General features: G+C 66.2%; 19 protein-coding genes and 3 pseudogenes. 13 read left to right on the top strand and 9 right to left on the bottom strand.

Annotation, left to right across the window (positions count from 1 at the left end):
• Window positions 1–16: 16 nt before the first annotated feature.
• Entirely contained in the window at window positions 17–928 is a 912-nt protein-coding gene (locus PFLCHA0_RS11970; RefSeq protein ID WP_011060629.1) for a LysR family transcriptional regulator, read from the bottom strand.
• Window positions 929–1,062: 134 nt separating this feature from the next.
• Here PFLCHA0_RS11970 and PFLCHA0_RS11965 point away from each other — a divergent pair, with 134 nt between their 5' ends.
• From PFLCHA0_RS11965 to PFLCHA0_RS32305, 4 genes and pseudogenes are all read left to right on the top strand, one after another.
• Entirely contained in the window at window positions 1,063–2,133 is a 1,071-nt protein-coding gene (locus PFLCHA0_RS11965) for an AbrB family transcriptional regulator (protein WP_041752151.1), read from the top strand.
• Window positions 2,134–2,412: 279 nt separating this feature from the next.
• Complete coding sequence (locus PFLCHA0_RS11960) at window positions 2,413–4,638, top strand: LTA synthase family protein (protein ID WP_015635109.1); 2,226 nt, start codon at window positions 2,413–2,415, stop codon at window positions 4,636–4,638.
• 212 nt (window positions 4,639–4,850) lie between these two features.
• A pseudogene (locus PFLCHA0_RS32310) lies at window positions 4,851–5,627 on the top strand (CHASE3 domain-containing protein); the annotation flags it as partial.
• Window positions 5,619–6,482: a methyl-accepting chemotaxis protein gene (locus tag PFLCHA0_RS32305; protein ID WP_373940310.1), complete on the top strand. Its 864-nt coding sequence runs from the start codon at window positions 5,619–5,621 to the stop codon at window positions 6,480–6,482. The pseudogene PFLCHA0_RS32310 and the gene PFLCHA0_RS32305, both read left to right, overlap by 9 nt.
• Here PFLCHA0_RS32305 and PFLCHA0_RS11950 read toward each other — a convergent pair.
• Window positions 6,472–7,683: an MFS transporter gene (locus tag PFLCHA0_RS11950; RefSeq protein WP_015635107.1), complete on the bottom strand. Its 1,212-nt coding sequence runs from the start codon at window positions 7,681–7,683 to the stop codon at window positions 6,472–6,474. The genes PFLCHA0_RS32305 and PFLCHA0_RS11950 overlap by 11 nt on opposite strands.
• A gap of 159 nt (window positions 7,684–7,842) precedes the next feature.
• On the opposite strand from PFLCHA0_RS11950, the gene PFLCHA0_RS11945 reads away from it, so the two are divergent.
• Window positions 7,843–8,808 (top strand): helix-turn-helix transcriptional regulator, encoded by a 966-nt coding sequence (locus PFLCHA0_RS11945; RefSeq protein ID WP_015635106.1) that lies wholly within the window; start codon window positions 7,843–7,845, stop codon window positions 8,806–8,808.
• An 83-nt stretch (window positions 8,809–8,891) separates the two neighbouring features.
• Window positions 8,892–9,734 carry an NAD-dependent protein deacetylase gene (locus PFLCHA0_RS11940; RefSeq protein ID WP_015635105.1) on the top strand — a complete coding sequence of 281 codons (843 nt, stop codon included), beginning with the start codon at window positions 8,892–8,894 and terminating at the stop codon, window positions 9,732–9,734.
• 3 nt (window positions 9,735–9,737) lie between these two features.
• On the opposite strand, the gene PFLCHA0_RS11935 is transcribed toward PFLCHA0_RS11940, so the two are convergent.
• On the bottom strand, window positions 9,738–10,640 hold the full coding sequence (locus tag PFLCHA0_RS11935) for a LysR family transcriptional regulator (RefSeq protein WP_015635104.1): 903 nt from the start codon (window positions 10,638–10,640) through the stop codon (window positions 9,738–9,740).
• A gap of 152 nt (window positions 10,641–10,792) precedes the next feature.
• On the opposite strand from PFLCHA0_RS11935, the gene PFLCHA0_RS11930 reads away from it, so the two are divergent.
• From PFLCHA0_RS11930 to PFLCHA0_RS11920, 3 genes are read left to right on the top strand one after another with little or no spacing between them, the layout of a single operon-like run.
• On the top strand, window positions 10,793–11,491 hold the full coding sequence (locus PFLCHA0_RS11930) for a CoA transferase subunit A (RefSeq protein WP_011060621.1): 699 nt from the start codon (window positions 10,793–10,795) through the stop codon (window positions 11,489–11,491).
• Between the two features lie 36 nt (window positions 11,492–11,527).
• Window positions 11,528–12,187, top strand: coding sequence for a CoA transferase subunit B (locus PFLCHA0_RS11925; RefSeq protein ID WP_011060620.1), 660 nt, complete (start codon window positions 11,528–11,530; stop codon window positions 12,185–12,187).
• Between the two features lie 11 nt (window positions 12,188–12,198).
• A complete protein-coding gene (locus tag PFLCHA0_RS11920) occupies window positions 12,199–13,377 on the top strand; it encodes an acetyl-CoA C-acetyltransferase (protein WP_015635103.1) in 1,179 nt (392 codons plus the stop codon).
• A gap of 133 nt (window positions 13,378–13,510) precedes the next feature.
• Here the strand turns inward: PFLCHA0_RS11920 and PFLCHA0_RS11915 are convergent, their stop codons facing one another.
• Both PFLCHA0_RS11915 and PFLCHA0_RS11910 read right to left on the bottom strand, forming a co-directional pair.
• Window positions 13,511–13,813 (bottom strand): hypothetical protein, encoded by a 303-nt coding sequence (locus tag PFLCHA0_RS11915; protein ID WP_015635102.1) that lies wholly within the window; start codon window positions 13,811–13,813, stop codon window positions 13,511–13,513.
• Window positions 13,814–14,005: 192 nt separating this feature from the next.
• Window positions 14,006–14,950 (bottom strand): LysR family transcriptional regulator, encoded by a 945-nt coding sequence (locus PFLCHA0_RS11910; protein WP_015635101.1) that lies wholly within the window; start codon window positions 14,948–14,950, stop codon window positions 14,006–14,008.
• Window positions 14,951–15,079: 129 nt separating this feature from the next.
• On the opposite strand from PFLCHA0_RS11910, the gene lysA reads away from it, so the two are divergent.
• Window positions 15,080–16,312, top strand: coding sequence for a diaminopimelate decarboxylase (gene lysA, locus PFLCHA0_RS11905; RefSeq protein ID WP_011060616.1), 1,233 nt, complete (start codon window positions 15,080–15,082; stop codon window positions 16,310–16,312).
• A 188-nt stretch (window positions 16,313–16,500) separates the two neighbouring features.
• Window positions 16,501–17,154, top strand: a complete 654-nt coding sequence (locus PFLCHA0_RS11900; protein WP_015635100.1) for a hypothetical protein — start codon at window positions 16,501–16,503, stop codon at window positions 17,152–17,154.
• Window positions 17,155–17,241: 87 nt separating this feature from the next.
• On the opposite strand, the gene PFLCHA0_RS11895 is transcribed toward PFLCHA0_RS11900, so the two are convergent.
• Both PFLCHA0_RS11895 and PFLCHA0_RS11890 read right to left on the bottom strand, forming a co-directional pair.
• Window positions 17,242–17,514 (bottom strand): hypothetical protein, encoded by a 273-nt coding sequence (locus tag PFLCHA0_RS11895; protein WP_230493592.1) that lies wholly within the window; start codon window positions 17,512–17,514, stop codon window positions 17,242–17,244.
• 66 nt (window positions 17,515–17,580) lie between these two features.
• Complete coding sequence (locus tag PFLCHA0_RS11890; protein WP_015635098.1) at window positions 17,581–19,074, bottom strand: MFS transporter; 1,494 nt, start codon at window positions 19,072–19,074, stop codon at window positions 17,581–17,583.
• A 127-nt stretch (window positions 19,075–19,201) separates the two neighbouring features.
• On the opposite strand from PFLCHA0_RS11890, the gene PFLCHA0_RS11885 reads away from it, so the two are divergent.
• Together PFLCHA0_RS11885 and PFLCHA0_RS11880 are read left to right on the top strand one after the other, a co-directional pair.
• A complete protein-coding gene (locus PFLCHA0_RS11885) occupies window positions 19,202–20,119 on the top strand; it encodes a LysR family transcriptional regulator (RefSeq protein WP_041752147.1) in 918 nt (305 codons plus the stop codon).
• Window positions 20,120–20,146: 27 nt separating this feature from the next.
• On the top strand, window positions 20,147–20,596 hold the full coding sequence (locus PFLCHA0_RS11880) for a hypothetical protein (protein WP_015635096.1): 450 nt from the start codon (window positions 20,147–20,149) through the stop codon (window positions 20,594–20,596).
• Window positions 20,597–20,668: 72 nt separating this feature from the next.
• Here PFLCHA0_RS11880 and PFLCHA0_RS32300 read toward each other — a convergent pair.
• Both PFLCHA0_RS32300 and PFLCHA0_RS32295 read right to left on the bottom strand, forming a co-directional pair.
• Window positions 20,669–21,208 (bottom strand): annotated as a pseudogene (locus tag PFLCHA0_RS32300) (methyl-accepting chemotaxis protein); the annotation flags it as partial.
• A 582-nt stretch (window positions 21,209–21,790) separates the two neighbouring features.
• Window positions 21,791–22,426: pseudogene (locus PFLCHA0_RS32295) on the bottom strand (cache domain-containing protein); the annotation flags it as partial.
• Between the last annotated feature and the right edge of the window lie 118 nt (window positions 22,427–22,544).

The raw sequence follows: 22,544 nt of genomic DNA, 5'->3' as shown, positions 1-22,544 counted from the left end.
CCTGCGCCGCCCTGGCTCACAGGGCGTCACCCGCCGTGAAGAATTGCCGCCCATCGCTCTTGAGCAGATCCAGCAGGGCCTGGGCTGCGGGCGACAGGTAGCCTTCGGCGCGTACCAGCACCACGATGCTGCGGCGCATGCAGGTTTGCGCCAGGGGCACTTCCCGCAGGTGGGCGATGCCCTTGAAGTCGTCCAGGGTTTCCCGGGCCAGAAAACTCAGCAGCCCGGTCTTGGCGATCAGCCGCGGCAACAGGGAGATGGTGTTGGTCTCTATCTGCACCGAGGGCAGCGGCAGTTCATGGCTCTGGAACACGTTGTCGATCCAGCGTCGCGCCGACACCCGGGTGCCCGGCAGCACCCAGCGGTAGGCGCACAAGTCGCGCAGGCGCATGGGCGTGGCGAATATCGGGTGGTCGCGGCTGGCCACCACCACCGCCCGGTCTTCGAACAGGGTGTGGTGGCTCAGGTGCGGGTCGCCTTCGAACATCGGGCAGATGACCATGTCCAGGCGCCCGGAGCGCAGGGACTCGCGCAACAGGTCGTCCTGGCCGATCACCAGGTTCAAGGTGATGTCCGGGGCCCGCTCCAGCAAGGTGGCGGTCATCTGCGGCAGCAGGTGTTCGGCCATGCTGGCGGCACAGCCCAGGCGGATATTGCCGAGCACGCCGCTGGCGAAGTCCCGCACCTCGCGGTGGGTCTCGGCGATGTTCTGCTGCAGTTGCCGGCTGCGCCGCTGCAGCAACTCACCCACGGCGGTGAGCTTGATGCCGCGGCCTTCACGCTCGAACAGCTTGGTGCCGAAGGACTCCTCCAGGCGCTGGATGCTCTTGGTCAGCGCCGGCTGGCTGCGATTGAGCTTCTGCGCCGCCCGGCCCAGGTGGCCGAGCTCGGCGATGGTGTCGAAATAGGTCAGGTCGCGCAGGTCCATGATCGATCAACAATAGTTATGAGTTGATCACAATTAGAAACTGGACTTGATCAATCGCGCTATCAATAATTTGCTCCGGCGCAGGTTTTACCGCTCCCGCAACAGGAGTGGCCAGCGTCTTGGAGAGTCGTCCCTTGTCGCCATCGCTTCGTCTATCCCTGAATACCTGGCCCCAGGCGCTGCAATGGCCGGCCTGGCTGTTGCTGGCCGGCATCAGCGGCCAGTTGCTCAAGTACCTGGAGATTCCCGCCGGGCAGTTTCTCGGGCCGATGCTCACGGCGATCCTGTTTGGCGTGTGCGGTGCCAGCATCCGCGTGCCGCGCCTGGCGTTTCGCCTGGGCCAGGGCTCGGTGGGCATGCTCGCCGCCCACTCCATGACCCTCGCCGTGCTCACGGCCATGCTCCAGTCCTGGCACGTGATGCTGGTGGCCACCCTGCTCACCGTCAGCCTCAGCGCCCTGGTGGGCCTGGTGCTGGTGCGCTTCGGCGCGATTGCCGCCAGCACCGCGGCCTGGGGCACGGCGCCCGGTGCGGCCTCGGCCATGGTGTCGATGGCCGACGAGTTCGGCGCCGACTCACGGGTGGTGGCCACCATGCAATACGTGCGGGTGGTGTGCGTGGTGATGGTCGGGGCCCTCGTCAGCCACTGGATTGGCGCTCCGGCCAGCGGCAGCGAGGCCCACGCCAGCCAGATGGCCCTGCACGGCATGAGCCTGCCGAATGTTGGCCTGAGCATCGTGGCGATCGTCTGCGGTGTGCTCCTGGGTTCGCGGGTGCCTGCCGGGGCCCTGCTGGTGCCGCTGCTGCTGGGCGGCGCGCTGCAGGTCAGCGGGCTGTTGCAGATCAGCCTGCCGTCCTGGCTGCTGGCCTGCGCCTACGGCGCCATCGGCGGCTATATCGGCCTGCGCTTCGACCGCCCGACCCTGAGCTATGTGTTCGGCCACCTGCCGGCGATGATCGGCGGCGCCCTGCTGCTGATCGCCCTCTGTGCCCTCTCTGCCTGGGGGCTGGCCCTGTGGATGGGCAAGGACTTTCTCTCGGTCTACCTGGCCACCAGCCCCGGTGGCCTGGACGCCATGGCGATCATCGCGGTGGACACCCATTCGGATGTCGGCCTGGTGCTGGCGATGCAGACCCTGCGCCTGTTCGCGGTGATTGTCAGCGGCGCGTTTTTCGCCCGGCTGATCATCAAGTGGTCGCGATAGGTGCCGGAGCAAGCTCCCCTGCCCCCCCCTACAGTGCTTGCCCTTGATTGATCGGCATCAGCACCCAAGGCACATTTTTTTAACAACCTGAAATAGTAAATCCAAGCGGTGTGAAACCTGCCCCTGCTCGCCGCCAGCCTTCCAGGCTGGGGCTTTGCACGGTTTCCACAGCCTCTGGGGGGCGATTCGCAAAGCCTGTCCCCAGGTCTTTCCTTGACGATTAAGAAACGTCTTGCCGTCAGCTCTTGTTAAGATCGCGCACATTTGCGTGAAGATTTGATGACAGGCAGGTTATTTGTGAAGTTGATCCGTCGTTGCCTACAACACCCTCTTGCACCCCTGTGCGCCCTGTTCGGCCTGCTGTTGCTGCTGCCCATGGGCGCGCGCCTGGCCCTGGGCTGGTCCAACCCGCTGGGCTATCTGTCGGACCTGGCCAGCGCCAGCCTGCTGACCGTACTCCTGTACCGCCGGCCCTGGTGGCTGGCGCTGCCGGTGCTGCTGGTCTGGGCCCTGCTGACCCTGGTCAGCGCCGAGCTGGTAAGCGCCGTGGGGCGCATGCCCAACCTCGCCGACCTGCACTACCTGGTGGACCCGCAGTTTGTCGGCAACTCCACCGGCGGCGGCCTGACCCACCCGGACCTGGGCCTGGCGCTGTTGCTGGGGCTGGTGCTGTGGCTGGTGGTCCAGCGCGCCCACCGCGGGGTGCGCCCCCCGGCACTGCCGCGCCATAGCTGGAGCCTGCCGGTGCTGTTGCTGGTGGCCCACGGCGGCATCCAGTACCTCAAGCCCAGCGAAGCCGACCAGTGGCAACTGTTCAACCTGCCCCACCAGGCCCTGGCCACCGCCACCGGCCAGGCGCAGATGCAGGTGGAGGACTGGCTGCAAGGCGACGTCGCCGATGCCCCACCGCCCATGGCCGGGCTCACCCGCCTGGACCTGGAAGGCCAGCCGCTGCTGCCCAGCGCAGGCCGCGCGCGCAACGTGCTGCTGATCACCCTCGAAGGCATTCCCGGTGCCTATATCCGCACCAACCGCGAAGCCCTGAACAGCCGCTACCAGGAAGACCTGATGCCCAAGCTCAGCGCCTGGGCCGAGCGCGGCATGAACACCCCGGACTACGTGCTGCACAGCCACCAGACCATCCGCGGCCTGTACGCCATGCTCTGCGGCGACTACGACAAGCTCGACAACGGCACCCCCAAGGGCGTCGAGATGCTCACCCAGAGCCAGCGCAACCAGGCCTGCCTGCCGGCGCAGATGCACAAGTTCGGCTTCAACACCCACTACCTGCAAGGCGCCGGCCTGCGCTTCATGGCCAAAGACAAGATCATGCCGCACATCGGTTTTGACGCGACCCATGGCCTGGAGTGGTTCAAGAACGACAACTACCTGGAGTTCCCCTGGGGCAAGGACGACAAGGCGTTCTTCGAAGGCGCACTGACCTACGTCGATCAGTTGAAGAAGAAAAAGCAGCCATGGATGCTCACCCTGCTGACCGTCGGCACCCACCAGCCCTACTCGGCGCCCGAGGAATACCTGGAGCGTTATGACACGCCAAAGCAGGCCGCCGTCGGCTACCTGGACGACGCCATCGACCAGTTCCTCAAGGGCCTGGAACGCAAGGGCGTGCTCAAGGACACCCTGGTGATCATCACCTCCGATGAATCCCACGGCATCGACGGCGTGCGTCTGGCCTCGTCCTGGGGCTTCAACCTAATGCTGGCCCCGGACCAGGACCTGCTGCCTCATCTCAAGTCCGGGACCTACGGCCACGTCGACCTCAGCGCCTCGGTGCTGGACTACTTCGGCCTGCCGGTGCCCGCCAGCCTCAGCGGCCGCTCGCTGTTTCGCGACTACGCCCAAGGCCGGGAAATCATGTCCTACACCAACGGCAAGCTGCGCTACCACGATGGCCAGGGCACCTTCACCGAGTGCGACTTCCAGCAACGCTGCCGCTACTACGCCAGCCCCGGCTTCATCGTCGACAGCGCCAGTCTGCAGGGTCAATACGGAGGCCTGCGAGCCCGGCAGATCAGTGCCCGAGCCACGCATCTGGATCGCAGCCTGCTGCAATCGCCACTGAACCAGCACTATCAGTTCGGCAGCCCGGCGATCATCCCGCTGCAGGCGCAGATCAAGGATGACTGGGCCGACAACCTGATCGGCGCCCAGTACCTGGAAATGCCCAAGGGCTCCCAGACCCGGGTGCGCTTCACCGTGCGCTCCGCCGACCCGCAGCAGAACGCCTACATCCTGCTCAAGGGCAAGGAACTGGAACAGGACGTGCCCCTGGGCCTGCCGGAAGAAATGCTGGTAACCCCGGACCAGCCGCTGCAGATGGACTTCAGCTTCGACAACCCGGAAACCCGCAAGGCGTTCTCCTTCCACCTCCTGGGCTACGGCCTGGGCGCGGTGGAAGTCAGCGACTTCAGCGTAATCACCGAGTTGCCGGGGCAACCTGAAAACGTCGACCCCGAAGAAGACAGCAGCGCCCATTCCAGCTGAACCCTGCCGGACATCGAGCATCGCCCTTTCGGGCGATGCTCGATGCACACCTCTACAAGCCCGCAAAAAATATCTTCCTGTACATGAAACTTTTTTTGTACAGGAAAAGTCGGACCGTTGATGTCATTTGAACATCATTGAGCTATCACGCTGCCTCATCTAGACACAGCCCTGTGAAGCATTCAGTCAACGGTTTAGGAGCGGTCCTTCCTATGTTTTCCAATCTGAGCATTTCGCAAAAGCTCTATGCCGGTTTCGGCGTCGTCCTGCTGATCCTCCTGCTGCTGGTGCTGGCGGCCCTGCGCGGTTTCGATCAGGTCAGCAGCAGTGTCAAAAGCAACATCCACAGTTACGAAGTACTCAGCCAGTCCGACGCCCTCTTGCGCAGCCTGATCAATATCGAGACCGGCATGCGCGGTTATGCCCTGACCGGCCGCGACAGCTTCCTCGAACCTCTGGAGCAAGGCGAAAAAGCCTTTACCGACTACTACGCCCGGATCAAGAGCAGCACCGCTGACAACCCCGAACAGCAGGCGCGCCTGGAGCGACTCAAGGCCCTTCACGACCAGTGGCTGCAAGACGACGTCCAGGGCAACCTGGCCCTGCGCCGGGCGATCAATGCCGGAAGCCGGCCTGCCGAAGCCATGGCGGCGCAGATCAGCGCCGGCCGCGACAAAGCCAAGATGGACGCCATGCGCCAGCTCACCAGTGAGTTGCGCGAAGCGGAAAAAAGCCTGCAGGACGCCCGCAGCCAGGCCATGGACGCTGCCAAGTCTTCAGCCCTGGCGATCCTGATCGGCGGCGGCTTGCTGGCGGCGGTGCTGGCCATGCTCGTTGCCTGGTCGCTGTCCAGCAATCTGGTGGGCCGTATCCGCCAGGCCGTGGAGGTGGCCAAGGCCATCGCCGCCGGCCGTCTCGACAGCAGCATCAGCGTCACCGGCCGTGATGAGGTGAGCAATCTGCTGCAAGCCTTCGCCGCCATGCAGGAGCGCCTGCGGACCATGATCAGTCAGATCAAACTGGGGGCCGACCAGTTGGTCAGCGCCTCCCAGAGCATTTCCAGCGCCTCGTTGCAGCTTTCGGCCTCGGCCCAGGAACAGTCCCACTCGGCCTCCTCCATGGCCGCCACGGTGGAAGAGCTGACCGTGAGCATCAACCATGTGGCAGACAACGCCGGGGATGCCCACGCCCTGTCCAGCGAGTCCGGGCGCCAGTCCGAGGAAGGCGGCAGCGTGATCCAGGACACCCTGGGCAGCATGCGCCTGATCGCCGAGACCGTGCAGGCTTCGGCCACTCAGATCGGCGAACTGGGTCAGCACGCCGAGCAGATCTCCAGCATTGTCAGCGTGATCAAGGGCATTGCCGAACAGACCAACCTGCTGGCCCTCAACGCGGCCATCGAAGCTGCCCGGGCCGGCGAGCAGGGCCGTGGTTTTGCCGTGGTCGCCGATGAAGTGCGCCTGCTGGCCCAGCGCACGGCCAATTCGACCCAGGAGATCACCGAGATGGTCGACAAGATCCAACTGGGCACCCGAGAAGCGGTGAGCAGCATGGACGTCGGGGTCAATCAGGTGAAAAGCGGCGTCGAACTGGCCCAGCAGGCCGGCGAGGCCATCGTCAACATCCGCACCTCGTCCGGCAATGTGGTGCGGGTGGTGGACCAGATCTCCCTGGCCCTGCGGGAACAGACTGCCGCCAGCCAGGATGTGGCGCGCAACGTCGAACGCATCGCCCAGATGTCCCAGCAGAACAGCCAGGCCGTGGAAGAAACCACCGAGACGGCCCGCTCCCTGCAACAACTGGCGCAGAACCTGGAGCAGCAGGTGAACGTGTTCAGGCTCTAGGGCTGGCGTCAGCACTGCCCGGCTGAAGGCGCCGTGCACGCACCAGCATCAGGCTCAGCCCCGCCCCCAGCAGCAAGACCGTGATCAGCATCAGCCAGGCGTTGGCAAAACCCGCCGCGCCTTGTTGCACGGCACCGAACAGCACCGGCCCGAGGGCGAACCCGGCGAAGAAGCCTGCCGAGAGCAGGCCCGAGGCCGCGGCCGGGCCGCCAAAGGCCGGATCGCGCAGCAGCATGCTCATGGCGATGGCATTGGTGGCCACCGCCGTGAGGCCCATGCCCAGGGCGCCGAACCACAAGGGCCAGTGCGCCTGGGCCGTGGCCTGGGCGGTCACCGCCAGGGCCAGGCTGGCCAGGAGCAATAACGTCAGCAGCAGCCAGGATTCCTCGGCCATACGTGCCGCCAATGGCGTCAACAAGGTCCGGGCCAGGATGCCCATGACCCCGAACCCGGCGACCATGGCTCCGGTCTCGCCGACCGCCATCCCTTGGCGAGCCGCGAATACCCCAAGAAAGGTCACGAAGGACGAAAGCACCAGGCCGACACACAACTGCACGCTCAGCAGCAGCGTCAGCCGTGAATTCGGCCGGGGAATCTTCAAGCTCATGGTCTTGCCCGCTGCGCTGCCCGGCGCCACCTTTGGCCCCCACAGGGCCAGCAGCAAGGTCGGCAGGAGCAGGCAGGCCAGAGCCGCGCGCCAACCCAGAGACCCGGCCAGAGGCGGCAGCAACAGGCCGGCGATCAGCACGGACAGCTGCACCCCAGACTGTTTCAGCCCCACCACCGCGGCCTTGCTACGAGCCTCGACACACTCGGACACCAGCAGATTGGTCACCGGGTTGGCCAGGGCCTGGGCCACTCCGCAGATCGCCAGGGCCAGCAGCACCCCGGCAAATCCCGGCAGGCTGACCAGCAGGCCATACCCCGCCAGGGTCGCCCAGAACAGCAAGGCCAGGGCCCGCCGAGTGCCGAGCCGGTTCACCAGCGGCCCCGCCCACAAAGACAGCAATGCCGCCAGGCCAAAAGCGCTCATCACCAGCCAGCCCAGCCAGTGGGGCGCCACCCCAAGATCAGCGATCAGCAAGGGCCCGAGGGTGCCGATGGCGTAGAAGATCAGCATCGGCAGACCCATGGCACACACCAGTACCGTGCGCAGCCAGAGCCCCCGGGGACCGGCGGTTTTCAAGTTCTGCAGGTTCATTGCTTGCTCCTTTGCAGGTGGGGCGCCGCAAGATTGCGAGGCTCGCCCCTGCTTGGGAAACAGCTTACTTTTTAGCGAGAATGCTTATCATGCGTGTTCATATGGGAAACGGATCCATTCCCATGGCAAACGCAGAACATCCATTGCAGGAGCGCGAACATGGCCGTTGCACCCGGTTCTTCCCAGTCCTATCGCTTGCCGTGCCACGCACCACGCGAGCACAGCCAGGCCCCGGGCGGCGGGTCACGCCAGCAGTTGCCCGAGATTCTGGGCGATTGCCATTTCGAGAGCCTGCCCTTGGCTCAGGGCCTGACCCTGGTGCGCTCGCGCTATCACCCCAATCGCCCCTTGATCGAGGAGGCCAGCAGTTGCCACGCAGGCCGCTTGCTGGTGATCACCTGCGCCCTGCAAGGTACTTCGGGCTACCTGGATGCCAAGGGTTCGAGCCTGGCGTTTCGCGCCGGACACACCACCGTCACCGCCTTCCAGGCCAGCCGAGGCGAACGCCGTTATGGCGCCAATGAAACGGTGGAGCAACTGCGCCTGCTGGTGGGCGAAGCCCTGCTCCAGCAGTACCTGGGGCCCGCCCGGGCCTGTGAGTTGCTGGGCCAGGACGCCTTGCAACTGCTGGCCTGCGGGCCCACTTCCCGGGCCAGTGCCGGCCATCTCAGTGCACTGGCCCAACCCTTGGGCCTGCAACAGCCACCGACGCTGGAGCTGCATATCCACGCCCTGAGCCTGCTGTCCTTGCAATTGCAGGCCCTGGCACCCGCCCCTGCCGTCCCGGGCCGGCGCCTGAAGGCCGCCGATCTTGAACGGCTACAGCAGGTGCGCGACCTGATGTTCGAGCAGATGCACCAGCCCTTGACCGTGGCCTACCTGTGCGCCGCTGTGGGTCTCAACGAGTTCAAGCTCAAGCAGGGCCTGCGCGAACACTACAACACCACACCGCAGCGCATGCTCCTGGAAATCCGCATGGGCCACGCCCACCGCCTGCTGGAGGGCGGGTGCCAGGTGGCCCAGGCGGCCTATCAGGTGGGCTACCGCTTTCCCGGCAATTTCAGTGCGGCCTTTACCCGGTTCTATGGCAAGCCACCCAAGTCGGTGTTCGGTCCCCGGCGCTGAACCTTGGGTAAAACACTGGCGCCGCGAGGGCTTTGCGTCTATTTCTGGTAGGCGTCCCTGGCCACTGGAAACGAGTGCAGCCCATGATCGATCGCCCCACTGCCCCGCTGCTCGAGCAACTCGCCGCCGCCATGCACGGCAAGCCGTTCATGGTCCTGACCGGGGCCGGCATCAGCACCCCCTCGGGCATCCCCGACTATCGCGACAGCGAAGGCGTGCGCCGCGGCAAGCAGCCGATGATGTACCAGGAGTTCGTCAGCGAGGCCAACGCCCGTCGTCGCTACTGGGCCCGGGCCATGCTCGGCTGGCCGCGCATTCGCCAGGCCCGACCGAATGCCGCGCACCAGGCGTTGGCGCAATTGCAGGCCGCAGGCCGGATCGCCGGGGTGATCACTCAGAATGTCGATGCCCTGCACGACGAGGCCGGCAGCCTGGAGGTCATCGAGCTCCACGGCAGCCTGCAGCGGGTCTTGTGCCTGGACTGCGGCCAGCGCAGCCAGCGGGAGGCCATCCAGCAGCAACTGGAGGCGCACAACCCTTACCTGGCCGGCGTTGACGCGGTGCAGGCGCCGGACGGCGACACCCTGCTGGACCCGGCCTTCGAGGAACGCTTTCAGGTGCCCCACTGCCCCTACTGCAATGGCTCGCGATTGAAACCCGATGTGGTGTTCTTCGGCGAGAACGTGGCCGCGGCCACCGCTGCCCGGGCCTTGAGCGCCGTGCACGAAGCCGCAGGCCTGCTGGTGGTGGGTTCGTCGCTGATGGCCTATTCGGCGTTCCGCCTGTGCCGCGCCGTGGCCGAGCAAGGCAAGCCGCTGCTGGCCATCAACTTCGGCAAGACCCGCGCCGACGAGCTGCTGGACCTCAAGCTCGGCGAGCCCTGTGACCTGTTGCTGCCCCAGTTGGCCGAACGTCTGCTGCGTTGAGCCTCAGAGTAGCGCCAGGCGCTGGCCGAGGTTTTCCTCGCGCAGGATGTCGAACAGCGCCTGGGCCGCGGTGGACAGCTCGTCCCCCGGCTTGGTCAGTACACCAATGGCCCGCTCCACCACCGGATCATGCAGGGTCAGGCAGTGCCCGCCCAGCTCGCGCATCTGCTGGGCGCACAGCGCCGGCACCGCACTCACCCCCAGGCCGCTGGCGACCATGCGCCCCACGGTCGCCAACTGGTGGCTTTCAAACTCCACCGGCAGTTGCACGCCCCGTGCCCGCAGGTGATCTTCGAGCATCACCCGCACCGTGGACGGCCGCTGCAAGGTGATGAAGGGCTCCTGCAACAGCGCCTGCCAGTCGATCTCGCTGCGCCGGGCCAGGGGCGAATCCCGGGGCACCACGGCGACAAAGCGGTCGATGTACAGCGGGGTGAACACCAGCGAGGTGCTGTCCTGGGGCTCGAACGCCACCCCCAGCTCCACCTCGCGATCACGGACCATCTCCAGCACCTGCTCGTTGACCACGTCGTTGACCGTGACGTTGACCTGGGGATAGCGGGCCCGAAAGTGCTTGAGGATCGGCGGCAGCAGGTTGCCGGCAAAGGACGGCATCGCCGCCAGGGTCACCCGGCCTCGCTGCAGGGTGAAACGCTGGCGCAGTTCGTCCTCGGCGTTGTCCCAGTCGGCGATCAGACGCCGCGCCAGGGGCAGCAGGGCCTCGCCTTCCGGGGTCAGGGCCACATTGCGCGTATTGCGCGTGAACAGGCGCCCACCCAGGCCTTCCTCCAGCGCCTTGATCGTCAGGCTCAGGGCCGACTGCGACAGGTGCAGCCGTTCGCAGGCCAGGGCAAAGCTCAAACTGTGGGCCACGGCCAGAAATGCCCGTATCTGTTTAACCGTCATCTGCCATTCTCTTGGGTGTATGCCGCCCTGGATTATGCTGCTTTTCCAATCAATCAACCTTAAAAATCAACTTAACAAATCAATCCCGCAGCGCAACACTGGCCCGCAAACGGCTGGCCAGCCGCCAACGAACAAGAAAGAGGAAGGTGCAAATGGCAGGTTTCGACAAGCGCGTGGCGTCCTACGAGGAAGCCCTGGAAGGTCTGCAAGACGGCATGACCGTGATCGCCGGCGGCTTCGGCCTGTGCGGTATCCCCGAAAACCTGATCGCCGAGATCAAGCGCCGCGGTACCCGCGACCTGACCGTGGTGTCCAACAACTGCGGGGTCGACGGTTTCGGCCTGGGCGTGCTCCTGGAAGACCGCCAGATCAGCAAGGTGATCGCTTCCTACGTGGGTGAAAACGCCCTGTTCGAGAAGCAGTTGCTCAGCGGCGAGATCGAAGTGGTACTGACCCCACAGGGCACCCTGGCGGAAAAAATGCGCGCCGGCGGCGCCGGGATCCCGGCCTTCTTCACCGCCACCGGCGTCGGCACCCCGGTGGCCGACGGCAAGGAGACCCGCGAATTCAAGGGCCGCACCTACCTGATGGAAGAGTCCATCACCGGTGACTTCGCCATCGTCAAGGGCTGGAAGGCCGACCACTTCGGCAACGTGGTCTACCGCCACACCGCACAGAACTTCAACCCCCTGGCGGCCACCGCCGGCAAGATCACCGTGGTCGAAGTGGAAGAAATCGTCGAACCGGGCGAGCTGGACCCGACGCAGATCCACACCCCCGGCATCTACGTCGACCGGGTCATCTGCGGCACCTTCGAGAAGCGCATCGAACAGCGCACCGTGCGCAAGTGATCGCCCTTCCCCAGCCCGACTAAAAGGACAACAAACATGGCTCTTACCCGCGAACAAATGGCTCAGCGCGTCGCCCGCGAACTGCAGGACGGCTTCTACGTCAACCTCGGCATCGGCATCCCGACCCTGGTGGCCAACTACATCCCCGACGGCATGGAAGTCATGCTGCAGTCGGAAAACGGCCTCCTGGGCATGGGCGCCTTCCCCACCGAGGACGAAGTCGACGCCGACATGATCAACGCCGGCAAACAGACGGTGACCGCGCGCATCGGCGCCTCGATCTTCTCGTCCGCCGAATCCTTCGCGATGATCCGCGGCGGCCATATCGACCTGACCGTGCTCGGCGCCTTCGAAGTGGACGTGCAAGGCAACATCGCCTCCTGGATGATCCCCGGCAAGCTGGTCAAGGGCATGGGCGGCGCCATGGACCTGGTGGCCGGTGCCGAGAACATCATCGTCACCATGACCCACGCCTCGAAAGACGGCGAATCCAAATTGCTCAGCCGTTGCAGCCTGCCGCTGACCGGTGCCCAGTGCATCAAGCGCGTGCTCACCGACCTTGCGTACCTGGAGATCGAGAACGGCGCCTTCATCCTCAAGGAGCGCGCCCCCGGGGTCAGCGTCGAGGAAATCGTCAGCAAGACCGCCGGCAAGCTGATCGTGCCGGACCACGTGCCTGAAATGCAGTTCGCCTGAGGAGCCCCATCATGCAAGACGTCGTAATCGTTGCCGCCACCCGTACCGCCGTGGGCAGTTTCCAGGGCTCCCTGGCGGGCATTCCCGCCGTTGACCTGGGCGCCGCCGTGATCCGCCAACTGCTGGCCCAGACCGGCATCGACCCGGCCCAGGTCGACGAAGTGATCATGGGCCAGGTGCTCACCGCCGGCGCCGGGCAGAACCCCGCCCGCCAGGCCGCGATCAAGGCCGGCCTGCCCCACGCCGTGCCCGCCATGACCCTGAACAAGGTCTGCGGCTCGGGTCTCAAGGCCCTGCACCTGGGCGCCCAGGCCATCCGCTGCGGCGATGCCGAGGTGATCATCGCCGGCGGCCAGGAAAACATGAGCCTGTCCAACTACGTGCTGCCCGGCGCCCGCACCGGCCTGCGCATGGGCCACAGCCAGATGATCGACTCCATGATCAGCGACGGCCTGTGGGACGCTTTCAACGACTACCACATGGGCATCACCGCCGAGAACCTGGTGGACAAGTACGGCATCAGCCGTGAAGCCCAGGACGCCTTCGCCGCCGCTTCCCAACAGAAAGCCGCAGCGGCCATCGAGGCCGGGCGCTTTGTCGACGAGATCACCCCGATCCAGATTCCCCAGCGCAAGGGCGAGCCGCTGACCTTCGCCACCGACGAGCAGCCACGCCCCAGCACCACCGCCGAAGCCCTGGCCAAACTCAAGCCGGCGTTCAAGAAAGACGGCAGCGTCACCGCCGGCAACGCCTCGGCGCTGAACGACGGCGCTGCCGCGGTGATGCTGATGAGCGCCAGCAAGGCCCGGGCCCTGGGCCTGCCGGTGCTGGCAAAAATTGCTGCCTACGCCAACGCCGGCGTCGACCCGGCGATCATGGGCATCGGCCCGGTCTCGGCCACCCGCCGCTGCCTGGACAAGGCCGGCTGGACCCTGGACCAGCTGGACCTGATCGAAGCCAACGAAGCCTTCGCCGCGCAGTCGCTGTCGGTGGCCAAGGAACTGGAATGGGACGCCAGCAAGGTCAACGTCAACGGCGGTGCGATCGCCATCGGCCACCCGATTGGTGCATCGGGCTGCCGGGTGCTGGTGACCCTGCTGCATGAAATGATCAAGCGTGATGCCAAAAAGGGCCTGGCGACCCTGTGCATCGGCGGCGGCCAGGGCGTGGCCCTGGCGATCGAGCGCTAACCTCCGCGCAAAACCGCCCTCCTTGTAGGAGCTGGCTTGCCAGCGAAGGCGCCCGTGAGAGCGCCTTCGCCAGCAAGCTGGCTCCTACGGGGAATGCGTGCGCAGGATGGTCTTTGCCAGCGAGTTTTTCCCGCTATGCCAGGTCCAGCTGTACGCCATCCACGGCACCATCGACTGTCCATTGGCGAGCCCAGTCGCTGTCTTGAACCACACTGCTATGGCCCTGGTAGACGACGCTCAACTGGGCAGCCTGGGCAGCATTGGCATTGCAGATCAGATACAGGTCGGCACTGGCATCCGCTTGCAGGACATAAAGAACCACGTTTCCTTGGGCAGGTATGTTGACGTTGGCCAGGTTGTTGCCCTGGGCGGTATTCCTGATGGCGACTTGCTGCGCAGCGGCGGTGTTGTTGCGTGCGTGAATGGCAATAGGCATTTTATTTGACTCCAGAACTGGTCAGGGGATTGAGTCGCTACGGTCCGGGCCTGCACCTGAGGCTTGTCACAAGATCAGCCGACCGCAGGGCTATCCTCGGTAACTGTCTGCCGCCATACGAGAGGGACATGTTTCCCTGAAGCGCCAACACACCCTCTTCACCAACAAGCTGAACATTGGGCCACGCCCCCATCAGCCTGAGCGATTCACCCCTTGCCCTCCCTGCACTATCCGCCCGACCTGCTCTTGCAGTGCCTTGGCCTGGGTGCGCAGGGCTTCACTGAAACCCTCGACAAAACTCGACGAGGGCCGGTAATCCGGGCGGATCAGCATCACCCGATAGGGCACCGACAGCTGCAACGGTCGGATCGCCAGACCGCGCCCGGCCTCTTCCATGGCACTCAAGGGGTTGATGATCGCCACCCCGAGCCGCTGGCGCACCATGGCGCACACCGAAGCTGCGTTGGTGGTTTCCACCACTATCCGGCGATCCACCCCGGCCTGGCGAAAATGCTCATCCAGGGTCTGGCGGTAGATATCCAGGCCCGAGAGGTTGATGAAGTCCTGGCCGCGAAAATCCGCAAGCGCCAGCCGTGGCCTGGCCAGCAGCGGATGGTCGTCCGCGAGGATGCAGACCATGTCGGCGCAGAACAGCAGTTCGCCCTGGGTGCCCCGGGGCAGGTGCTCGCTTTCGGTCAGGCCCAGGTCATGGCGCTGGGCACTGAGGGCCTCTTCCAACAGCGGCGATTCCTGGGCGGTGATGCTCAGGCCGATGCCCGGGTGCTGCGCCTGGAACTGCTTGCACACCGGCGGCAGCAGGGTCTGGGAGAACAGCGGCAGGCAGCTCAGGCTCAACTGGCCGTGCTCGAAGCGGCGGATCGACTGGGCCACGCTGTTGATCCGCTCCAGCCCCACATAGGCCCGCTCGACTTCCTCCAGCAACAGCAGGGCCTGGGCCGTGGGCAGCAGGCGCCCGCCTTCACGATCGAACAGGCGCAAGCCGGAAAGCGTTTCCAGCCGGGCCAGCTCGCGACTCACGGTGGGCTGCGAAGTAAACAGCAGGCGCGCGGCGCCGGTGACGCTGCCGGCCTGCATGATGGCGCGGAACACTTCGATGTGCCGCAGGGAGATGTCCATGGCGGGAAACTCGCTTAATCAACCAGCCCATATCAAATATGAATATCTTGGCAAAGAATAGATATTTTCTTGAATAAACACCAACGGGCATGCTGCCTCCATTCCCACTGATCACAGATTGCATTCGCCATGGCCATTCCATTTTCCCCCGCTCAACTTGTCGCCGCCGCCCGCCAGTACGGCACTCCACTGTGGTGCTATGACGCCGCCACCATCCAGGCGCGCATCGCCCAGTTGCAGGCGTTCGACGTGGTGCGCTACGCCCAGAAGGCCTCGTCCAACCTGCACCTGCTGCGCCTGATCCGCGAGGCCGGGGTACGGGTCGATGCGGTGTCCCTGGGGGAAATCGAACGCGCCCTGCTGGCCGGCTTCAGCCCGGTGGATGCCGGCATCGTCTTCACCTGCGACCTGTTCGACGAGGCCACCCTGGCCCGGGTGGTGGAACTGCAGGTGGAAGTCAACGCCGGCTCCATCGACATGCTCCGCCAACTGGGGGAGAAATCCCCGGGGCACCGGGTCTGGCTGCGGATCAACCCGGGCTTCGGCCACGGCCACAGCCGCAAGACCAACACCGGTGGCGAAAACAGCAAGCACGGCATCTGGCACGACCAGATGAGCGAAGCCCTGGCAGTGATCCGCCAGCATGGCCTGCACCTGGTGGGCCTGCACATGCACATCGGTTCCGGGGTCGACTACGACCACCTGGAACAGGTGGGCGCAGCCATGGTGGCGGCGGTGAAATCCCTGGACCACGACCTCGAGGCCTTCTCCATCGGCGGCGGCCTGTCCACCCCCTACCGCGAGGGCGACACCCCGGTGGACGTGCAGCGTTACGCCAATGCCTGGAAAGTGGCGCGCCAGGAGATCGAGGCCTACCTGGGCCACGGCGTGCGCATGGAGATCGAACCGGGGCGCTTCCTGGTGGCCGAGGCCGGCTGCCTGGTCAGCGAAGTGCGGGTGGTGAAGACCGCCGGCCAGCATCACTTCGTGCTGGTGGACACCGGGTTCAACGACCTGATGCGCCCGGCCATGTACGGCGCCTACCACGGCATGAGCCTGCTGGACGCCGCCGGCCACCCGGTGGAGCGCCCGCAACAGCTGACCGTGGTCGGCGGCCCGCTGTGCGAGTCCGGCGACATCTTCACCCAGGACGACGAATGCCTGACCCCGCGCCCCCTGCCCCAGGCCCGGGTCGGCGACCTGCTGGTACTGCACGACACCGGCGCCTATGGCGCCAGCATGTCCTCCAACTACAACAGCCGCCCGCTGCTGCCGGAGGTGCTGTTCGAGAACGGCCAGCCGAAACTGATCCGCCGCCGCCAGCCACTGGCGGACCTGCTGGCGCTGGAACTGGGGCTGTAAGCCGCCCCTGGGTACTGACCGGCAAAGGGACACAGGGCACCCAGGCCCTGTGTTCGCCCAACCGTGTGTTCGAGGCGTCCCCCTGCCCTGGCAGCACTGAAAGTGCTTGTCCAGCCCGTTCCGTGGACAACGCTCCCCCCTTGAACTAAGAGTTAGGAGCCAGGAGTTCCTGGGCAAGGGAGAGCGCCATGTGCGAAGCAGACAAGGGCAAGAAAGAGCCTGGCAAGAGCGAGGGCGGCAGCGGGCTCACCTCGATCCTCAACCTCATTCCCAGCGTCTATTACGATCTGATTGCGCGGATCTGCCCGGGCATGGCGTTCTGGATCGTCCTGGCCTTCAAGTACCCCCACGAACAGCTGCAACCCCCCGATATTCTCGGCGGCGCCCTGTTGTTCGTGCTGATCATCCTCAGCTACGTGTCCGGTATCGTCTTCACCGGCTTCGCCCCGCTCTGGGACTGGCTATCCATCGCTACGCTGAACCGCTTCAGGTTCCTGGCGGCGCTGGTAGGCCTGGCAGATGCCCCGGCATCCTCCAGCTTCGCCAGGTGGAAGGCGGTGACCAGGCAACTGGATGAAGTCATCCAGGCAGATGACGGCGCCGGCAAGACCCTGGTCAAGGCGATGGCGGAGGTCAGCCTCTGCCAGAACCTGTTGACCGGCTGTATCGCCCTGGCCCTGATCGAAATCGGCTTCAGCGCCTGTGGGGCGCTGTCCATGGCCCAGCATCCCGGGTTCAACGGCTTTAGCGCCCTGGCCCTGCTCGTGGCGATGTACATGCGCCAGATGATGTTTCTCGGGCGGGTGAGCCATCTGCACCAACTCCATGTGACAGGCCACTAGAGCAGGTGCGCCCAGGGCCAGCCCCGCTACCAGGGCATCAGTTGCAGCCGCTCCGTCTGGTCGTTGACGCTATCGTCCTGCTTGCTGTCACCAGGCGCACAAGCGATCCAACTGGCCGGGTTCGGCCGGGTGCAGTGAAGGTCGGCCCAGCAGGTGGTTGTCCTGCAAGGCGCCGGGCACATCATCGACAAAGCGCTGGGTACGGGTATCCAGCACGAAGAACGGATAGTTGGAACAGGAAAAGTCGTAGAACAGCTGCTTGACCGAACGGTGCTTGAGGTACTGATCGTTGCCGGACATCGCACGGTTCTGCACATGGCTGTCCTCGAAGCGCGGCCCATGGCTCCACTGGTAGCTCATGTAGGCGCCCATCGCCCAGTTGAACAGGGTGCGCTTGCTACCGTTCTTGTCGATGCGGTCCTGCGTTCAGTTGTCCTCGATCTCGTGGTCGTCGAGGATCATGTAGGTGGGTTTGTGCGCCAGCAGACGACTGATGAAGGGCGAGCCGGCCTCCTCGGACAGCCGGTTGCGCCCGGCGCTGAGCAAGGCCAGCAGCATCAGCAGCGCCGCCACGCCAAAGGTCCAGTGCATGCCGCGGGACACGGCCTCGACGCCGGCCTGCGGCCCCGAGCCCCAGGCGAACAGTGCGCCCATGGCCGCCGCGCCACTGATCAGCCCGAGGTTGCGCGACAGGCTCAGCAACCCCGCCGTCAGCCCGCGCTGCTGCGGCGCCACATCACGCATCACCAGGCTGTTGTTGGCCGCCTGGAACAGCGCGTAGCTGGCGGTGGCCAGGGCCAGCGGCAGCAGGTAGCCTGCCAGCCCCAGGCTCCGGGGCAGCAGCGCCAGCAGGCCCAGGCCGCCACACAACCCCAGCAGGCCGAGCCGGGACAGCGGCCGGGCACCGTAACGATCCACCAGACGCCCGGCGGGGGCGCCGCACAGGGTCGCCACCAGCGGCCCCAGGGACAGGCTCAGGCCCACTGCCAGGCTCCCGAGCCCCAGCCCCCGGGCCAGGTAGAACGGCCCCACCACCAGGGTGGTCATGATCACCGTCGACACCAGCAGGCTCAGCCACAGGCTGCTGCGCAGTTGTGGCCGGCGCAGCAGGGCCGGCTGGAACAGCGGCGCGGCGGCCCGGCGCTCGACACGCACCAAGAGCGCGACCCCGACCACGCTGGCCACCAGCAGGCCCAGGTTCAACGGCGCCAGCAAGTTGTGCCCCAGGGTCAGGGCCAGGGCATAGGCGCCCAGGCTCAAGGCCAGCAGCAGGCTGCCCGGCACATCGAAGGCACTGGCCGACGCCACAGGCCGGTCCGGCGGCAGGCAACGCCAGGCCAGTAACAGCGCCACCAACCCCAGGGGCACATTGACCAGGAACATCCAGCGCCAGCCGACGCTGGCCAGTATCAGGCCGCCGAGGGCCGGGCCCAGGGTGGTGCCCAGGGCCGACATACTGCCCAGCCAGCCCATCGCGGCCCCGATGCGGGCCTTGGGCAGCGCGTCACCCACCAGGGCCATGCTCAGGGCCAGCATTACCGCCGCCCCCAGGCCTTGCAGCGTGCGGGCCGCCAGCAGCCAGCCCAGGCCAGGGGCCAGGCCGCAGCACAGCGAGGCCAAGGTGAACAGGGCTATCCCCGCCAGCAGCGCCCGGCGCCGGCCCCACTGGTCCCCCAGGCGCCCGGCGCTGGCGATCAGGGTGGTAATGGCCAGCAGGTAGGCCAGGACAATCCATTGCACCTGCTGGAACGACGCCTCAAGGGTCTGGGCCAGGCTCGGCAGCGCGGCATTGGCGATGCTGGTGTCCAGGGACGGCATCAGCATCGCCAGCGACAGGCTGGCCAGGGCCCAGCGCGCACGGGGCGCCAGGGCTTCCTGGGGGGCGGTTTGGGGGGCGGTTTGGGACTCGGGAATGGGCATCGCACAGGCTCCGGCAAGGTGATGCCCGCCAGCCTAGGGCCAGCCGTGACCAGGCGGAAGGCGCAGCCTTTGCAGTTAATTGATGCATTCAACGCCATGCCAGCTGCCTGCGTGCTACATTGCGCCGATGTCGACTCCCGATCTGAACCTGCTGCTGACCCTGGACGTACTGCTGGCCGAAGGCAGCGTGGCGCGGGCTGCCCAGCGCCTGCATCTGAGCCCCTCGGCCATGAGCCGGGCGCTGGCCCGCCTGCGCCAGGCCACCGGCGACCCGCTGCTGGTGCGCGCCGGGCGCGGCCTGGTGCCCACCCCTCGGGCCCTGGAGCTGCGCCAGCGCATCGGCCAACTGGTGGCAGACGCCCAGGCCACCCTGCGCCCGGCCGAGCAGATCGACCTTGGCCGCCTGCAGCGCACCTTCACGCTGCGCAGCCGTGATGGTTTCGTCGAGAATTTCGGCCCGGCGCTGGTCAGTCGCCTGCGGGCTGAAGCGCCCGGGGTGCGGGTGCATTTCGTACCCAAGCTGGACCGCGACAGCCAGCCCCTGCGCGATGCCAGCGTCGACCTGGAAACCGCGGTGATCGACGCCGACACCAGCCCCGAGTTGCGCACCCGGGCGCTGTTTCGCGATCGCTTTATCGGCGTGGTGCGCGCCGGCCACCCCTTGAGCCGGGGGCCGGTAACCCTGGATGCCTACGTGGCTGGCGAACATATCCTCGCCGCCCACCAGGGCCATGCTCATGGGCGCATGGACGAGGCCCTGAAAGCCCTGGGCCTGGAACGGCAGATCGTCACCCTGGTCAGCGGTTTTTCCGCCGCCCTGGCCCTGGCCCGGGGTTCGGACCTGATCGCCATGGTGCCCGAGCGCCACACCAGCAACCTGCGGCACGGCCTGCACGGTTTCAGCCTGCCGGTGCCCCTGCCGGAAATGACCATCTCCCTGCTCTGGCACCCGCGCATGGAGGCCGACCCGGCCCATCGCTGGTTGCGCCAGGTGGTGCATGAGCTGTGCAGCCAGAGCGCCCTCCCCGACCATCAGCCCGGCTGATCCACAACTTCATTAGCGAGATCCTGCATGTCTTCCAGCTCCCTGCGCCTGCTCTCCCTGAATCACCTGCCCGCTGCCGCCGCGTTGCTCTGGGGGCTGTCCCTGGCAATCGTCCGGGCCTGGCAACCGATAGATTATTTCTGGGAGAACTTCGCCGCCTACTGGCTGCCCCAGGGGCTGATTCTCGGCCTGCTGCTGTGCACCCGGCCCACGCCGGCGCTGTTCACCGGGGTGGCCCTGGCCCTGGCCGCGCACCTGCAACTGTTCTGCCTGTGGATCAGTTCCCCGGAAGGCGCCTTGGGCTGGCTGTTCTATCTGTTCGACTTTCCCGGCGCGCTGATCGGCGCCGCCATCGCCCGCTTCCTGGCCACGCGCGTGGCTCCCGGCAAGCCGTTGATCAATGGCCTGCTGGGGCTCGGCTGGGTGTCGTTGGGGCTGTTGCTGAACTTCAAGCTGATGATGTACAGCCAGATCTGAAACGGGCCGGCGAATGCGGCCCGGGGGGACTGAAACCCGCCCGGGCCACCGACGGCCCGGGCAGACAATGCCTCAGCGGTGGCCCTGGCTGAGGTTCGACAAGCGCCCGGACAGGGCCTGCATGGCCTCGCTGACCTTGTCCAGGGCCTGGGCGTCCCGGGCGTTGTCCTCGCTGATGCCGTGGATGCGCACCGCCAGTTCGTTGATCTCCTGGGTCACGTGGCTCTGCTGCTGGGCCGCCACGGCAATCTGCTGCGCCCGCTGGGAAATATCGTCGAAGCTGGTCACCGTGCTGGACAGCGCATCCGATGCACCGGACGCCTCGCCCACCGCCTGGCGGGTTCGTGTTTCGCCGGCCTGGATCGCCTGCACCGCCTGACGCGAGGCCTGCTGCAAGTCGTTGATCATGCCGCTGATCTCGTTGGCCGAGGTCTGGGTGCGGCCGGCCAGGGTCCGCACTTCGTCCGCCACCACGGCAAAGCCCCGGCCCTGCTCCCCGGCCCGGGCCGCTTCGATGGCGGCGTTCAGCGCCAGCAGGTTGGTCTGCTCGGAGATCGCCTTGATCACATCCAGCACCGCGCCGACCTGCTGGCTGTCCTGCTCCAGGCGCTGGATCACTGCCGCCGCCTCGGCCATTTCCGCGGACAACTGCTGGATCGACTGGCTGTTGGCATCGACCTTGTGCTGGCCCTCCTGCACCACCACCAGGGACTGGCGCGCGGTGTCGGCGCAATTGTTGGTGTTCTGCGCCACTTCCAAGGCACTGGAGGACATCTCGGTGATGGCCGTGGCCAACTGGGTGTTCTCCTGGCGCTGCTGCTCGGCACGCTGGGCCAGGGTGCTGCTGAGTTGACCCAGGCGCGCGGCTTCGTTCTGCAACTGCCGGGCTTCGCTGGCGATCTTCTGCAGCATTTGCCGCAACTGCCCGGCATAGCGGTTCACCGCGGCGCGCAAGGCGCCGATCTCGTCGGCCCGGGCCACGTGCAACTCGGCGTTGTCGCTGGCCTGGCCACTGCCCAGGGCATCGATCTGCCGGGTGGTTTCTTCCAGCTGGGCAATCAGCTTGTGCCCGGCCAGCCAGGCAAAGAACAGCAGCAGCGCCAGCAACGGCAGGAGGAACAGCAAGATCTCGGTGGTCATGGCCCGGGCCAGGCCGGTGACCTTCTGCTCCGGGGTCACCAGGCCGATGGTCCAGCCGCTGCCGGGCATGCTGAACAAGCTGACCCGCGCCGCTTCCTGCAAGCGCCCGTCCTCGTCCAGGTCCAGGCTGCGCACCTGCCCGGTCGGTGCCGGCTTGGCCAGGGCCTCGGCCACCGGAAGCAACCAGGGTTGCTGCTTGCTCAGGGCGTCGAAGCTGAGCATCTGGCCCCCGCCGCCGGCCTGGGCATCAGGGAAATACAGCACGTTGCCGGCCTGGTCCAGGGCGAAGGCATAGCCACCGGTGACCGCCCCCTGCTCCTTGAGGAAGCGCGCCAGGTCGTCCAGGCGCAGGTCGATGGTGGCGACCCCGGCAAAGGCGCCGTCCTGGCGATAGGGCACGCTGCAGGTGGTCATCGGCACCTGGGTCACCGGGTCCTGGTAGGCCTCGGACCACAGGCAACGGCCCGGCGCGCTGTTGCGGGCGCCGGTATACCAGGCTTCATGGTGATAACCGGCGCTGCCGGCGGCGTTGTAGTCATCTGAGAATGCCAGGGGCCCGGCATCGCTGCGGGCCCAGAAGAAACTGCGGCGCTCCACGCCGGGGGTGAAGGCATTGGGTTCTGGCCAGATGCCGCCCCCGGCGATCGCCTTGTCGCCTTCATGGTCGATCACCTTGGGCAGGGTAGCCATGACCAGCGCCTGCTCCTTGGGCAGCCCTTCCAGCAGGTGGGCCATGCTCGCGGTCACCCCTTCGATGCCCGCCAACTGCAACGCCAGCTGGCGAACGATGGCGCTGCCGGTCTGCTCG

Source organism: Pseudomonas protegens CHA0, from assembly GCF_000397205.1.
Classification (GTDB): domain Bacteria; phylum Pseudomonadota; class Gammaproteobacteria; order Pseudomonadales; family Pseudomonadaceae; genus Aquipseudomonas; species Aquipseudomonas protegens.
This window is presented reverse-complemented; position numbering and strand designations above follow the sequence as displayed.

Coding starts and splice junctions, on each gene's coding strand:
- PFLCHA0_RS11960 (WP_015635109.1), top strand. CDS start 2,413: ATGACAGGCAGGTTATTTGTGAAGTTGATCCGTCGTTGCCTACAACAC.
- PFLCHA0_RS11880 (WP_015635096.1), top strand. CDS start 20,147: ATGTCTTCCAGCTCCCTGCGCCTGCTCTCCCTGAATCACCTGCCCGCT.
- PFLCHA0_RS11940 (WP_015635105.1), top strand. CDS start 8,892: ATGATCGATCGCCCCACTGCCCCGCTGCTCGAGCAACTCGCCGCCGCC.
- PFLCHA0_RS11920 (WP_015635103.1), top strand. CDS start 12,199: ATGCAAGACGTCGTAATCGTTGCCGCCACCCGTACCGCCGTGGGCAGT.
- PFLCHA0_RS11945 (WP_015635106.1), top strand. CDS start 7,843: ATGGCCGTTGCACCCGGTTCTTCCCAGTCCTATCGCTTGCCGTGCCAC.
- PFLCHA0_RS11950 (WP_015635107.1), bottom strand. CDS start 7,683: ATGAACCTGCAGAACTTGAAAACCGCCGGTCCCCGGGGGCTCTGGCTG.
- lysA (WP_011060616.1), top strand. CDS start 15,080: ATGGCCATTCCATTTTCCCCCGCTCAACTTGTCGCCGCCGCCCGCCAG.
- PFLCHA0_RS11885 (WP_041752147.1), top strand. CDS start 19,202: ATGTCGACTCCCGATCTGAACCTGCTGCTGACCCTGGACGTACTGCTG.
- PFLCHA0_RS11925 (WP_011060620.1), top strand. CDS start 11,528: ATGGCTCTTACCCGCGAACAAATGGCTCAGCGCGTCGCCCGCGAACTG.
- PFLCHA0_RS11900 (WP_015635100.1), top strand. CDS start 16,501: ATGTGCGAAGCAGACAAGGGCAAGAAAGAGCCTGGCAAGAGCGAGGGC.
- PFLCHA0_RS11970 (WP_011060629.1), bottom strand. CDS start 928: ATGGACCTGCGCGACCTGACCTATTTCGACACCATCGCCGAGCTCGGC.
- PFLCHA0_RS11910 (WP_015635101.1), bottom strand. CDS start 14,950: ATGGACATCTCCCTGCGGCACATCGAAGTGTTCCGCGCCATCATGCAG.
- PFLCHA0_RS11915 (WP_015635102.1), bottom strand. CDS start 13,813: ATGCCTATTGCCATTCACGCACGCAACAACACCGCCGCTGCGCAGCAA.
- PFLCHA0_RS11890 (WP_015635098.1), bottom strand. CDS start 19,074: ATGCCCATTCCCGAGTCCCAAACCGCCCCCCAAACCGCCCCCCAGGAA.
- PFLCHA0_RS11935 (WP_015635104.1), bottom strand. CDS start 10,640: ATGACGGTTAAACAGATACGGGCATTTCTGGCCGTGGCCCACAGTTTG.
- PFLCHA0_RS32305 (WP_373940310.1), top strand. CDS start 5,619: ATGCAGGAGCGCCTGCGGACCATGATCAGTCAGATCAAACTGGGGGCC.
- PFLCHA0_RS11895 (WP_230493592.1), bottom strand. CDS start 17,514: ATGAGCTACCAGTGGAGCCATGGGCCGCGCTTCGAGGACAGCCATGTG.
- PFLCHA0_RS11930 (WP_011060621.1), top strand. CDS start 10,793: ATGGCAGGTTTCGACAAGCGCGTGGCGTCCTACGAGGAAGCCCTGGAA.